General features: G+C 74.4%; 12 protein-coding genes. 5 read left to right on the plus strand and 7 right to left on the minus strand.

The features are described from left to right. Positions 1–22 precede the first annotated feature (22 nt). The 4 genes from FF041_RS14840 to FF041_RS14855 all read left to right on the plus strand — a co-directional run bounded on the left by FF041_RS14840 (position 23) and on the right by FF041_RS14855 (position 4,699). Entirely contained in the window at positions 23–2,137 is a 2,115-nt protein-coding gene (locus FF041_RS14840; protein WP_153523281.1) for an alkaline phosphatase family protein, read from the plus strand. Between the two features lie 26 nt (positions 2,138–2,163). After that, positions 2,164–3,198, plus strand: coding sequence for an alcohol dehydrogenase catalytic domain-containing protein (locus tag FF041_RS14845; protein WP_323371055.1), 1,035 nt, complete (start codon positions 2,164–2,166; stop codon positions 3,196–3,198). Positions 3,199–4,090: 892 nt separating this feature from the next. Then, positions 4,091–4,453 carry a hypothetical protein gene (locus FF041_RS14850; RefSeq protein WP_153523283.1) on the plus strand — a complete coding sequence of 121 codons (363 nt, stop codon included), beginning with the start codon at positions 4,091–4,093 and terminating at the stop codon, positions 4,451–4,453. 54 nt (positions 4,454–4,507) lie between these two features. Further along, on the plus strand, positions 4,508–4,699 hold the full coding sequence (locus FF041_RS14855) for a hypothetical protein (RefSeq protein ID WP_153480615.1): 192 nt from the start codon (positions 4,508–4,510) through the stop codon (positions 4,697–4,699). Between the two features lie 63 nt (positions 4,700–4,762). On the opposite strand, the gene FF041_RS14860 is transcribed toward FF041_RS14855, so the two are convergent. Continuing rightward, on the minus strand, positions 4,763–5,254 hold the full coding sequence (locus tag FF041_RS14860) for a peroxiredoxin (RefSeq protein ID WP_153480616.1): 492 nt from the start codon (positions 5,252–5,254) through the stop codon (positions 4,763–4,765). A 327-nt stretch (positions 5,255–5,581) separates the two neighbouring features. Here FF041_RS14860 and FF041_RS14865 point away from each other — a divergent pair, with 327 nt between their 5' ends. Further along, the gene (locus FF041_RS14865) at positions 5,582–6,001 is read left to right on the plus strand and encodes a hypothetical protein (RefSeq protein WP_323391879.1); all 420 of its coding nucleotides are present in this window, start codon (positions 5,582–5,584) and stop codon (positions 5,999–6,001) included. Positions 6,002–6,014: 13 nt separating this feature from the next. Here FF041_RS14865 and FF041_RS14870 read toward each other — a convergent pair whose 3' ends face one another. The 6 genes from FF041_RS14870 to FF041_RS14895 form a co-directional block, all read right to left on the minus strand. Further along, complete coding sequence (locus FF041_RS14870) at positions 6,015–6,821, minus strand: helix-turn-helix domain-containing protein (RefSeq protein ID WP_153480618.1); 807 nt, start codon at positions 6,819–6,821, stop codon at positions 6,015–6,017. A gap of 66 nt (positions 6,822–6,887) precedes the next feature. Continuing rightward, positions 6,888–7,316, minus strand: coding sequence for an SsgA family sporulation/cell division regulator (locus FF041_RS14875; RefSeq protein WP_153523284.1), 429 nt, complete (start codon positions 7,314–7,316; stop codon positions 6,888–6,890). Between the two features lie 114 nt (positions 7,317–7,430). Continuing rightward, entirely contained in the window at positions 7,431–8,900 is a 1,470-nt protein-coding gene (locus FF041_RS14880; RefSeq protein ID WP_153523285.1) for an FAD-dependent monooxygenase, read from the minus strand. Beyond that, positions 8,897–10,360 carry an MAB_1171c family putative transporter gene (locus FF041_RS37905; RefSeq protein ID WP_194292040.1) on the minus strand — a complete coding sequence of 488 codons (1,464 nt, stop codon included), beginning with the start codon at positions 10,358–10,360 and terminating at the stop codon, positions 8,897–8,899. The genes FF041_RS14880 and FF041_RS37905 overlap by 4 nt, the downstream gene beginning before the upstream one ends. 4 nt (positions 10,361–10,364) lie before the next feature. After that, positions 10,365–10,958 carry a hypothetical protein gene (locus FF041_RS14890; protein ID WP_153523286.1) on the minus strand — a complete coding sequence of 198 codons (594 nt, stop codon included), beginning with the start codon at positions 10,956–10,958 and terminating at the stop codon, positions 10,365–10,367. Between the two features lie 455 nt (positions 10,959–11,413). Continuing rightward, on the minus strand, positions 11,414–12,589 hold the full coding sequence (locus tag FF041_RS14895) for an MAB_1171c family putative transporter (RefSeq protein WP_153523287.1): 1,176 nt from the start codon (positions 12,587–12,589) through the stop codon (positions 11,414–11,416). Positions 12,590–12,752: the final 163 nt, after the last annotated feature.

Below are 12,752 nucleotides of genomic sequence, written 5' to 3' on the forward strand. Positions count from 1 at the left end.
AGGCTGGAAACCTGATTCCGGGATGAGGTGGCACAGGGTGGCCGAACGGCGATGGCACAGGGCGGGCAGCGCCCTGCTGCGGGTGATCGTGGTGTGGGCGGTCTCCACGCTGACCATGCTGGCGCTCGCCGGGCTGCTCCCCGACTTCCGGCTCCAGTCCCACGACGGCGACAGCGTCACCCGCACCGCCCTCACCGCAGCCTGGGGCGCGGGCGCCTTCGGCCTGCTGACCGCCCTGGTGTGGCCGCTGGTGGTCCGCGCCCTGCTGCTGGTGCCCGCCCTCGTCCTCGGCCTGCTGGTCTTCTTCCTCAACGGCTCGCTGCTGCTCCTCGCCCTCCGGCTGATCCCCGACGGCCGGGGCGACGCCGACCCCGAGACCGCCGTCGTGGTCGCCGCGGTGATGTCCGCCGTCGCCTCCGCCGCCTCCACCGCCCTCGCCGTGCGCGACGACGACGCCTACCGGCGCAGACTCTCCCGGCTCGCCACCCGCCGCAGGCGCAGATCAGGACAGCCCGACGACGACGCCTCCTGCCCCGGCGTGATCTTCCTCCAGCTCGACGGCGTCGGCCACGAAGTGCTGCTGCGCGCCGCCAAGGACGGAGTGATGCCCACCGTCGCCGAGTGGCTGTCCGACACCCACCGCCTCACCCCCTGGCGTACCGACTGGTCCAGCCAGACCGGGGCCAGCCAGCTGGCGATCCTGCACGGCTCCAACCACGATGTGCCCGCCTTCCGCTGGTACGAGAAGGACAGCGGACGGCTGATGGTGAGCAATCGGCCCGCCAGCGCCGTGGAGCTCCAGCGCCGCGCCATCGAGCGCACCGGCGACGGCGGACTGCTCACCTACGACGGGGCCAGCCGCGGCAACCTCTTCAGCGGCGGGGCCGACCAGGTGGCGCTCGTCCTCTCCGTCTCCACCCGGCGCGGCCGGGCCAACCGCTCCCGCGCCGGATACTTCGCGTACTTCTCCGACCCCGCCAACGCGGTCCGCACCGCCGTCTCCTTCATCGCCGAGGTCGGCCGGGAGATCCGCCAGTCCGTCCGGGCCCGGCTGCGCGGTGACGAGCCCAGGGTCTCCCGGGGCGGGCTCTACCCCTTCATCCGGGCGTTCGCGACCGTCGTCTCCCGGGATGTGGTGGTCGCCGCGGTGATCGGGGACATGCTGGCCGGGCGTACCGCCGTCTACGCCGATCTCGTCGCCTACGACGAGGTCGCCCATCACTCCGGTCCGCACAGCCGGGACGCCGCCCGGGTGCTGGAGTCCCTGGACCGCTCGCTGGCGCTGCTGGCCAAAGCCGCCGAACACGCCCCGCGCGCCTACCGGATCGTGCTCCTCTCCGACCACGGGCAGAGCCCGGGGGAGACCTTCGAGGGCGCGTACGGGCTCAGCCTCAAGGATTTCGTCCGGGCGGGGTGCGGGCTGCCGGTCTCACGGCGGGCCGAGCGCTCCAAGTGCGGCGCGGAGGCCCGCGACGCGGCGGGAGACGCGCTCCGGGGCGCGCTGCACCGCAGGGAAGCGGCGGGGGATCCCGCGCCGGAGGCCGGCCCCGGCAGCGATCCGGTCGTCCTCGCCTCGGGCAATCTCGCGCTGATCTCCTTCCCCGATGTGCCCGGACGGCTCAGCCGTGAGCAGATCGAGGCCCGCCATCCGGCGTTGCTCGGCACGCTCGCCAATCACCCGGGGATCGGTTTTCTGCTGGTGCGCAGCGAGGAGCACGGCTCGGTGGTGCTCGCGGCGGGCGGTGTGGAGGTGCCGATCGCGGAGCTGGCCGACGACGGGCCGCTCGCCGGATTCGGCGCGGGCGCGGCCGATGCGATACGCCGTACCGACTCCTTCCCGCATGTCGCCGACATCATGGTCAACTCGATGTACGACCCGGAGACCGGGCGGGTGCACGCCTTCGAGGAGCAGATCGGCTCGCACGGCGGCCTCGGCGGGGAGCAGTCGCAGCCCTTTCTGCTCTCGCCCGTCGAGCTCTCCCCGCCCAGGGCGGACGGCGGCGACCTCATCGGCGCGGAGCAGGTGCACCATGTGCTGCGGCGCTGGCTGCGGGAGTGCACGGGCCCCCAGATACCGGTGGGCGCCGCTGAACAGGGCACCCCGGTGCGGTCCTCCGATAGCGTGGACATGACCTGAAGTTCCGCCGGGCGGGGAGGCTTTCTGTGCGTGCTGTCGTCTTCGGGGAGTTCGGCGGGCCGCTCGCCGTACGCGAGGTGCCCGACCCCGTGCCGTCCGCCGACGGCGTGGTGATCAGGGTCGAGGCCACCGGGCTCTGCCGCAGCGACTGGCACGGCTGGATGGGCCATGACGCCGGGATCGAGCTGCCGCACGTCCCCGGGCATGAGCTGTCCGGGGTGGTCGAGTCGGTGGGCGCGGATGTGGTGCGATGGCGTCCCGGCGACCGGGTCACGGCGCCGTTCGTCTGCGCGTGCGGGCGGTGCGCCGCCTGTGCGCGGGGCGAACAGCAGGTGTGCGAGCGGCAGCAGCAGCCGGGGTTCACGCACTGGGGCTCCTTCGCGCAGTACGTCGCCCTTCGGTACGCGGACACCAATCTCGTCGCGCTCCCCGGCGAGCTGTCCTTCGCCACGGCGGCGAGTCTGGGCTGCCGGTTCGCGACCGCCTTCCGCGCGGTGGTGAGTCAGGGGCGGGTGCGGCCGGGGGAGTGGGTCGCGGTGCACGGCTGCGGCGGGGTCGGCCTCTCCGCCGTGATGATCGCGGTGGCGAGCGGGGCGAGGGTGATAGCGGTCGACGTCTCGGCGGAGGTGCTGGACATGGCGAGACGGTGTGGCGCGGAGGTGTGCGTGGACGCCGCCGCGGGCGACGCGGCGGCGGCGGTACGGGAGGCGTCCGGCGGCGGCGTCCGGCTCTCCCTGGACGCCGTGGGCTCCCCGGCGGTCTGCGCGAGCTCCGTGGAGAGCCTGGGCCGCCAGGGCCGCCATGTCCAGGTGGGCCTGCTGCCCGAGGGCGCGCGGCTGCCGATGGACCGGGTGGTGGCGCTGGAGCTGGAGATCGTGGGCAGCCATGGAATGGCCGCCCACGCCTATCCGCGGATGATGTCCCTGGTCGCGACGGGGGCGCTCCGCCCCGAGCTGCTGGTGACCGGGCGCATCGGCCTGGCCGATGTGCCCACGGCGCTCCCGGCGCTGGGGTCGTCGCCCGCCGTCGCGGGAGTGACGGTGATCGCACCACACGGCTGACGCGTGGTGCGTGCCGAGGTCCCGGAACCGCTGGCCGGGGACGCGCGACGAGGGCCTGCCCGCATCCGGGGACTTCCGCCCCGGAGCGGGGACCGGGCCCGCGCGACCACAGCCGCGCGGCGACCGGGGTTCCCGGGACCCGGTGCACTGGTTTCCGGCCACACGACGGTGCACGCCGCCCATGTCCCGGGGCCCGTACCGCCCGGCGCGGCTCCGGACCCGTCCGGGCCCCGCGTACGCGGGCGCCTTCGGGCGCCCGCCCACGCGGCGTGACGCGCCCCTGCGCCCCGCCCGACGCCCGCCCGCCCGGGCACCCCGCTCTCCGCTCCCGCCGGGGACCGTGCCGCTGGGGGGCGATCCGTTCCCGGGTGCCGTGCTGGGTGATCGGCCCCTGGGGCATGCCTCGGTTCTGGCCGTGTGGTGCAGCTCCCGGCGGTCAGGGGTTCCACGGGGTGACCGGCCGGTGGGGCGTACCCCGGTTCCGGCCGTGTGGTGAGCGCTGTGGCCGACCGCGGGGGCTGTGCCGTGCCGGGCGGGTGCTGCTCCCGGCGGCCGACGGCCGTGCCGCACCGGGTGCCCGATGCCGCTGGGGGGGCGATCCGTTCCCGGGTGACCGGCCCGTGGGCGTACCCCGGTTCCGGCCACGTGGCCGAGCGCCGTGACCGCCGGCCGGGGGCCGTGCCGTACCGGTGCCCGGTGCCCGGTGCCGCCCGGGGTGACCGCCCCCCGGGCGTACCCCCCGCTTCGCCCGCGCGGCGAGCGCCCCCCGGCGATGGGCGGTTCGGCCTAATCCGGGTACTCCGGTGGAGCGGACCTCGCCCCCGGTCGGTCGTGTCGACGGCCTCTGCGGGGCAGTGGACGCAGTGGACGCACGTCCAGGAGGTACCGCGCCATGTCACCTTCCCCGGCCGCCGCCGCGGCCTTCCGCACCCCGGCGGGGCGTGTCGCGCTCATCGCGCTGGCAGCCCTGCTCGCGCTGCTGGGGACCGGCGTGGGGGCCGGGACCGCCGCGTACCCGGCCGGCGGGGAGACCCGGGCACCCGCGCCCGCGTCAGCGCCCGCCGATGCGACGGGGCAGCCGGAGGAGACCGACGGCGGCGCCTCCGTACCGGGCCGGGCCCGGACCTCCGTAAGGGTGCCGAGGTCCCTGGCCGTCGCGGGCCAGATGCCGGACGGGAGCCGCGCGGACCTCCGGGGCCGCGCGCCCGCGCCCCTCCTGCCGTATGCCGTGCGCTGTGTGGTGCTGCGCTGCTGACCGCCGTCAGCCGCTTCTCAGCCCAGCCCCCTCCCACCTGCGAGGTGCACAGCCATGCCCATCGACCCCTTCGCCGCGCTCAACGCCATGATCCGGGCCGAGGCCGCCCGCGCCGCCGAGCCCGGGACGACAGCCCCCGCCCAGCCCGGCCAGGAGCCCGCCGCCGAGCCCCCGCGGGAACCCCCGCACGAGCCCCCGGCCGCCGGAGCCGGGGACCCCCGCCCCGAGAGCCACGGCGCCGTCTGACGGAGCGGGGGCGGCGGGGGCAGCGATCCGAGCAGGCCCGCTGCCCCCGCTGCCCCCGCCGCCTCAGACCAGCGTGGCGAGATGCCGGGCCAGGGTCTCCTTCGACTGGAAGGTCGCCCCGAGCAACGCGACGTGCTTCCAGTGCAGCGTGCCGTCCCCGGCGACGACGAACACCGCCCGCCGCAGCCCGATCCCGGGCGCGGCGATGCCGAACGCCCGCGCCACCGCCCGGTCGGCGTCGGCGAGCAGCGGCATCCGCAGACCGTGGGCACGGGCGAACTCCTCGTGGCTGTCCACGCTCTGCGGGCTGATCCCCCAGACCTCCGCGCCGCAGTCGGTGAAGGTCTCCAGCCCGCTGGAGTACGAGCACAGCTGCTTGGTGCAGACGGCGGTGCCGTCCCCGGGGTAGAAAGCGAGCACCAGGGGGACGCCCCGCCGCTCGCTCAGCGTGAAGTCGCGCCGCTCGAACGCGCCGTCGCGTCCGCCGCCCACGAGGACCCCTCCCGGCAGGGTGAAGTCCGGTACCGGGCTGCCGTGTTCGGGTGATGCCGCCAAGGGGACTCCCTGAGTCGATGTGCCGTCGTGCGGCCCCGTGCCCCCGCCCGCCGCCGGTCCATCATCCCGGCCCGCCGCCGTCCGGGGAAACCCGTCGGCTGCCTCCCGGGGAATCCCGTCGGCCGCCCGCGGCGCGGCGAGACCGGTCCGCCGCGCGGGGAATCCGGCCCGCCCGCCCGGGGATCCCGTCCGCCGCCATTACCTCTCACGTAATCGACCGGCACCCGCCCCGGAAGGCAGTCTTAACCCACCGGAACCCGGGCGGCGCACTCCGTCCGGGCTCCGGTGGCCAGATGAACTCTCTGACCCGCTGGAGGCTGAACCACCGTGTCCACCGCGATTCTCGCCGGTATTGCCCGCACTGACGAGCCGAAGACCATGCTCCGCCGTTTCCTCGCCCTCGACGCGGTGGTGACCTTGCTCAATGGACTGGTGTATCTCGTCGCCTCGGAGGAGGTCGGCCGCCTCATCGGCGTCGACGACGGCTTTCTGCTGGGGTTGGGGATCTTCCTCGCTCTCTTCGGCGTCGCCGTCGGAGCCCTCGCCGGACGGCGTCAGCCGGCGGCGCTCGCCGTGAAGACCGTCATCGATCTCAATCTGCTGTACGGAATCGTCTCCATCGCGTCCGTCGTCCTCTGGTTCGACCCGAGCACCGCGGGCGCCGTCTGGATCCCGCTCCAGGGCCTGGTCGTCGCCGCCTTCGCCCTCCTCCAGATCTCCGCGCTGCGCGCCCGCGACGCCCGTTAGACGGCGCCGGGGCTCAGGGAGTCAGGGACTGGAGATACGCGACGGTCGCCGGGTCCGCCGGGAGGAAGGTCTCGATGGCCAGCTCGGCGACCGTCACATCCATCGGGGTGTTGAACGTGGAGATGGACGACAGGAACGACAGCGTCCGCCCGTCGTGCTCGACCACCAGGGGAAGCGCGAAGTAGGGATACGGAACCAGATTCTCCGGATTCTCGTCGCCGTCGGCCCCCGCCAGGGGGTAGGCGGCGACCTCGTCGTAGAGCTCACGCAGCGCCCCGGAGCGGACCAGCGCGATCTGACGCTCCATCTGGTGCAGCAGATGCCCCCGCCACTCCCGCAGATTGCGGATGCGCGGGGCGAGACCCTCGGGGTGGAGCGTGAGGCGCATCGCGTTGAGCGGCGGTGCGAGCAGCTGCTCCGCCACCCCGTCCAGCAGCATCGTGATCCCGCGGTTGGCCGCGACCACGTTGTACAGACCGTCCACCACCAGCGCCGGATAGGGCTCATAGCCCTGGAGCAGCCGCCGCATCCCCTCCCGCAGCGCCTCCATCGACGGGTCGTCGAGCGGGGTCTCCGTGTACCGGGGCGCGTAACCGGCCGCCAGCAGCAGGGAGTTGCGTTCCCGGAACGGGACTTCGAGGTGCTCGGCCAGCCGGAGCAGCATCTCCTCGCTCGGGCGGGAACGACCCGTCTCGACGAAGCTGATATGACGGGCCGACGACTCCGCGCGCAGGGCCAGCTCCAGCTGGCTCACCCGCCGCCGTTCCCGCCAGGCGCGCAGCATCTGGCCGACCCCCGGGTCGGTTGTGGCAGTCCTCATACCCAGACCGTAGTACGGCGGAGGGCCCGGAGGCGCGGGGGCCCGGTGATCACCGGGAGCGGGGGCTCAGTCCTGCCCTTCGCGCGCCCCGCGCAGCAGCGCCGTGAGGCCGCCGTCGATGTCGAGGGCGCGCGCTTCGAGCCCGGCGGGGACGGTGGCGTACGAGTGGAGCAGGAAGTGCCGCAGCCGGCCGGTGGCGAAACGGAGCAGGGCCACCCCCTGCGCGGCCCGCAGTTCGACGGTCGTCCCCGCCCGGTCGCCCGGCCGGATATGCACATCGCCCAGGCCCGAGGGGGCCCGCAGCCCGCGGTCCAGCAGGGAGCGCGCGAAGATCCAGGTGACGTCCCCGCCGCTCAGCGAGACCGCCGCGGGGAAGACCATCCGGACCGCGAGCGGGTCGTCGGCGCTGTAGACCACGCGCACCGTCACGGGGACGGGGTGCGGGGCGCCGCTGATGAGTTCGGCCGGGATCGACTGCTCGACGGTTCGGAACATCGCGTCGCTCCTCCGCTGCTGGTTCGACTCCTTGGGTGCTGCTCCTTGAGCTCTACGACGCGATGGAGGCCCGGCCTGCCTCGCAGCGACGGCCGCCAGCTGGTGTGAGTTGCGTCACATGACCTTGTCCGTCGGCGGCCCGGACCTTCCCCGGCCCGCGGCGATCTCCCGTTCCCCGGCGGTGAACGGAGGCCCCGTCAGCTGCGCTCTGCCCGGTCCGCGCAGGACCCCCACCATGACATCGGGATGCAGCCAGGACGACAGGGGCTGGGACAGGGTGATCACACCGATGAAGGCCCGGGTGAGCTGGGCCCGCCCGGTCGCCGCGTACGCCAGCCGGTCGACATAGCGCTTCATCAGCCCGCCGCCCGGACGCGGCGGCGGGCCCACGGCCCCCGGGTAGAGGATGTCCAGCGAGGTCGCCAGATCCCAGGCGAGGCCCACCGGCCGGGCGACGGCCTGCTGTACCAGGCGGGCCAGCCCCGGCTCGTCCAGCCGATGGCGGCGCAGCGTCCCGCGCAGCTCCGCCAGCCCCTGCGCGGCCACGCTCATCCCCTGCCCGTACACCGGGTTGTAGGTGGCCACCGCGTCGCCGACCGCGATGAAGCCGTCCGGCCACTCCGGCGCCTTCTCGAACCAGCGGCGGCGGTTGACCGTGCTGCGGGAGAGATGGACCTCCGGGGTCAGCGGCTCGGTACGGGAGATCAGCTCGCCGATCACCGGATGGCGCAGCTCCGAGCGGGCAAACGACTCGAACCGCGCCGGATCGGCGGACGGTTCGCCGCCGCGGGTGCCCGAGAGGGTCACCAGCCAGCGGCCGTTCTCGATCGGGTTCAGGGTCGCCGTGCGGCCCGGGACCGGATCGCCGGGATCGGACTGCACATTGACGACGGGAAAGTCCTCACTGCCGTGGGGGGCCCGGTAGACCCGCGTCGCGTACACCAGCCCCGAGTCGACCTGCCCCTCCTCGACGCCGTCGATCCCCAGCTCCCCCAGCCAGCCGGTGGCCCGTGAGCCGCGTCCGGCCGCGTCGACCACGAGTTCGGCGTCGAGCGTCAGCTCCCGGCCGTCCTCGGCGCTCACCCGCACTCCGGTGACCCGGGCGGCCGTGCCTTCGAGACCGCGCACGGTATGCCCCTGGAGCAGGGTGACCGCCGGCGCCCGCAGCACCCGTTCGCGTACCACCCAGTCCAGCAGATCCCGGCTGCACGAGATCATGTACTGCATCTCCGGCCAGCGCCTCAGCCAGCCCTGGGACGACAGCGACACCAGACCCGTGGGCAGCGGGATGCGGCGTGCCCCCGCCGCCAGCCAGGCCCGGGTGATGCCCGGCAGCAACTGCTCGAAGGCGCGCACACCGCCGGACCAGAGCAGATGCGCGTGGCGTGCCTGGGGCAGCGATTTACGCGGCAGCGGGCCGTCGGGCAGCAGATCGCGCTCGACGACCGTGATCTCGTCGGCGAAGCCGTCCAAGGCCGCCGCCGCGAGCATTCCGGCGAGTCCGCCGCCGATCACCACGGCGCGGCGGCCCCGGACGGAACGGAGCGGGGCGACGGGGGAGCCGGTCGGGCTGGGGTGCGTCATCGCGTACTGGTCTCCGCGTTCTGTGCAGGCGCGGGGGCCGGTGACTCCGGTGGGGCCCCCGGGCGCGGGCCGTTGTCGGACCCTCGGAATTCTGCTGTACGCGCGGCTCCCCCGGGAGAGCTCCCCGGAGCCCGTCCGGCCGGCGCTTCCTCGGCGCCGGCCGGATTCGCCGAGGTCGCGGCGGTGGAGCCGGCCGGGCCCGGTCCGCCGGTCCGGTCCGCCGGGCGGCGTGGATTCACCCGGTTCGCCCAGCGGAACCCCTGACGCGCGGCTGCCCGGCCCGCCGGCTGCCGCCCCAGGGCCTCCAGCAGAGACGGCGAGCCGAGCGCCCGGGAGAGCCGCACCAGCCGCTCCCGCCCCGGGGTGAGCGCGGCCGTCAGCGCGTCGGCCCCGGCCTGGACATGCTCCTCGTCGTCCCCGGGCCGCTGCCCGCCGCTCCGGGCCGCCACCGCCGCCACCACCATCGCCGCGACGCCCACGAACCGGGCCTGCCCGAGCGGCGCGGCGCCGCCGAGCGCCTCCCCGTGGGCCCGGGCGCGGACCCGGTCGTCCAGATACGGCTGGAGTCTGAGCAACTCGTCGTGGATCACCGTCTCCCGCACCGTCAGCCGCAGTTCGGCCGAGGCCCACCAGGGGATGCGCGGCAGCGGCGCGTGCGCGCCGGGAGCCGCCCGGAGATAGCGCCAGAGCGCGCCCAGCCGGGTGTAGGAGAGCAGCGCGCGCCGGACGGCCCCGCACCGGGGGCCCACCAGCGGCAGCAGAAACCCGACCGTGAGGACCATGCCGCCCACGGCCGCCAGCGGCGGAGCCACCGAGGTGCTGAGCAGATCCCAGTCCCGGCCGGTCCACCGCGCCACGACCGCGGTCAGCTTGGCGACGCCGAAGGCCAGATTGAAGACCATCCCGGCCACCAGCACGATCAGACCGACCCGCAGCCAGTGCGCGACCGCCCGAGCCCAGCGCACGCACATCGCGGTGGTCACCACGGCGGAGACGATGTGCGCCGTCAGATAGAGGACGATCATCTCCCGGATGAACGGGGTGGTCGCGTAGTACGTGTCGAGATCCCGCAGCCGCTCCCGGGGGGCCTCGCCCAGCGCGAAGAGGACGGGCAGCGCCGCGATGCCCGTCCCGTACACCGCGATCCAGGTCCGCGAGTGGCGCCGGACCCTTTCCCGGGGGCCGCCGCGCCAGTTGACGATGAGCACCAGACAGGCGCAGCTGAAGGCGAGCATGAGGCAGTAGACCAGCGGGGCGGAGATGTTCGGGACGCCGGTCGCCCGGTTGACCGCCGCGATGGTGGGCGGGGCGGCGAAGACGAAGCAGACGGCCGCGGTGAAGAGGAGGAAGAGCACGGAGCGCACCAGCGGGTCGTGCCGGCCGCGCCGCAGCGCGGGCAGTTTGGCGGCGAAGGCGATCCCGAGGGCGATGGCGGGGATGTAGTAGTCGCTGTTGCGCATGGGATCAGCCCTGGCGGTGTCCGAGGGAGTCCTGGATACGCTGGGCGACCGCGCTGCGCGGGGCCGGGTCCGGGGTCCGCTCCAGCCAGGTCCGCAGCTGGGCGCCCAGCTCCAGACCGAAGGTCTCGGCCTCGGCCTCCTGCGCCTGCCGGAAGTCGGTACGCGCCGCCAGACTCTGGACGGCCGCCGTGAGGCCGGCGCCGTGCGCGTCCGGTGCGCGGCGGCCCGGTGGCACGCCGTGGGCGTCCGGCGCGTCGCCGGGCCGTTGCGGGCCGTGCGTCGGGGGCTTCGGCGCGGAGCGGGCGACGGCCGCCGAACCGGCGTGGCCGTGCCCGGCCATCATGTGCCAGACCTCATGGCCGAAGATGATCAGCTGATGGAGGGGATGGGTGCCGGCCTGGACGCAGATCACGTCCCGGTCCGCCATGTCCAGATAGAGACCGCTTGCCGTCTGCGGCGGGAAGTCCACCAGATGGAGCACCACCGGCCTGCCGCGCCGCTCGCCGAGATGGGCGCAGAGAGCCGCGAAGACATCTTCGGGCCCGGCCGGACCGGCCTCCTCCAGAGCACGCGCGAGTTCCTCACGGAGCCGGCGCATCGCGCTCCTGGTGCCCACTGCACTCCCCCCAGTCGGTCGGTGGCCTGAGCCTGGCACCACACCGTACAGAGGGTTGAGGGCGTGGTCGCGGGAGCCCGGGGGGGTTGCGGGCTTTTCCGGACAGGCTCGGCGCGTGTCAGCCATGCGTCAGTGGTCCGGACGGGTGCTTCCGGGCCGGAGAGTTCGCCGGTTGGGGCGGTAGCGGTCATGCCCGGTCCGCTCTGCGGGCGGGTGGGGGCGGGGAGCGCGCCCATTGCCGGATGCGATGCGTCTTTGGCGGAATCCTGATGCGTAGGCAGGTCCTCCGGCGGGAGCGGCGCGCGGTGGGAGACACCGGCGCGGCCCGCGAGCGGCGGAGCGCTCCGGAGGGCTCCGGAGGGTGCCGGAGGGCGGGCGGGCCGTCGCGGATCCGGCCCGGGGCGGCGGTGTTCAGGTGCCCGGCAGGGCGGTGGCGCTCAGGCGTCCGACAGGGCGGCGTGCCGGTACGCCTCCTGGACCAGCGGTGAGCTCCGCAGCGCGAGCGACATCCGTACGAGATCGTCCCCGCCGGTGGAGGGCTGTACGGTCGCGGCGCTCCCGGTCAGCGCCGTACGCCCCGGATCCGCCGCGTACGCCCGGCCCGCCGCGGCGACCATCGCCGCGTCCGCGACGATCGCGGCCTCGGCCGGGGTGTGGCCGAGCGTCAGGGCGCGGGCGCGGATCTCGTCGTACACCGTCTCGTCGAAGTACGGCCGCAGACTGATCAGCCCGTCGTGGATGGCGGCCTCGCGCCGGATGAGCCGGAGCTCCAGGGAGGCCCAGGGGCCGATCGCCACGCTGGACGATCCCTGGCCCGCCGCGCCGGACAGCCGGTTCGCCAGCGGGCCCAGCCGCCGGTAGCGCACCGCCGTGCGCCAGCCGATGCCGAGCCGCTGGGTCACCAGCGGCAGCACGAAGCCGCCGCCGACCAGCGGTGCGGCCAGCGAGGCCAGCGGCGGGGCGACCCGGGTGCTGAGTCCGTCCCAGTCCTGCCCGGCCCAGCGGGCGGCGACCGCGGAGAACTTGGCGGCGTCGAAACCGAGATTGAGGAGATAGCCGATGACGATCAGGATCAGTCCGGCCCGCAGCACCCCCGTGACCTGGCGGGACCAGCGCCAGCACAGGACGGCGGTCACCACCGCCGCGACCGTGTGCGCCAGCAGATAGAGGCAGATCATCTCGCGGATGAACGGGGTGGTCGCGTAGTAGGTGTCGAAGTCCCGCAGCCGCTCGACGGGGGCGTCCCCGATCAGGAACAGCAGATTCAGCGCGACGATCACCAGACCGTACGCGGTGACGCAGAGCCGCGCGGTGCGGCGGGTCCGCTCGGTGGTGCCGCCGCGCCAGATGACGATCAGCACCAGACAGGCGCCGCTGAAGGCGCTGAGCGCGCTGTAGACCACGGGCGCGGCGAGGTTGGGCACCCCGGTGACGCGGTTGATCGCGGCGATGGTGGGCACGGCGGCGAGCAGAAAGACCACCCCGGCCATCAGCAGCAGCCCGCAGACGGCCCCCAGCAGGATGTCCTGGCGGTTGCGGTAGAGAGCGGGCAGCTTCAGCAGAAAGGCCCCGATGAGCAGCACCGCAGGAACGATCATTCCCATGTTGGTCATATGCCACCGGCCTTCAGCGGGCCGCGCGGGCGGCTTCGGGGGCGGTCCGTGCGGTCCTCACGCGAGTGCCGGTTCCGGGGGCGGTTCCAGCGGTCTGCCTGCGGATGTCGGTTCCGGGGGCGGCGCGGGCGGTCCTCGCGCGGGCGCGGGTCTCAGCCCAGCG

Source organism: Streptomyces jumonjinensis (genome assembly GCF_009600885.1).
Classification (GTDB): Bacteria; Actinomycetota; Actinomycetes; order Streptomycetales; family Streptomycetaceae; genus Streptomyces; species Streptomyces jumonjinensis.

What these genes read in the sequence shown, in the direction of transcription:
- FF041_RS14840 (WP_153523281.1), top strand. Translation starts at nt 23, where the DNA reads ATGAGGTGGCACAGGGTGGCCGAACGGCGATGGCACAGGGCGGGCAGC.
- FF041_RS14850 (WP_153523283.1), top strand. Translation starts at nt 4,091, where the DNA reads ATGTCACCTTCCCCGGCCGCCGCCGCGGCCTTCCGCACCCCGGCGGGG.
- FF041_RS14855 (WP_153480615.1), top strand. Translation starts at nt 4,508, where the DNA reads ATGCCCATCGACCCCTTCGCCGCGCTCAACGCCATGATCCGGGCCGAG.
- FF041_RS14870 (WP_153480618.1), bottom strand. Translation starts at nt 6,821, where the DNA reads ATGAGGACTGCCACAACCGACCCGGGGGTCGGCCAGATGCTGCGCGCC.
- FF041_RS14875 (WP_153523284.1), bottom strand. Translation starts at nt 7,316, where the DNA reads ATGTTCCGAACCGTCGAGCAGTCGATCCCGGCCGAACTCATCAGCGGC.
- FF041_RS14880 (WP_153523285.1), bottom strand. Translation starts at nt 8,900, where the DNA reads ATGACGCACCCCAGCCCGACCGGCTCCCCCGTCGCCCCGCTCCGTTCC.
- FF041_RS37905 (WP_194292040.1), bottom strand. Translation starts at nt 10,360, where the DNA reads ATGCGCAACAGCGACTACTACATCCCCGCCATCGCCCTCGGGATCGCC.
- FF041_RS14890 (WP_153523286.1), bottom strand. Translation starts at nt 10,958, where the DNA reads ATGCGCCGGCTCCGTGAGGAACTCGCGCGTGCTCTGGAGGAGGCCGGT.
- FF041_RS14895 (WP_153523287.1), bottom strand. Translation starts at nt 12,589, where the DNA reads ATGACCAACATGGGAATGATCGTTCCTGCGGTGCTGCTCATCGGGGCC.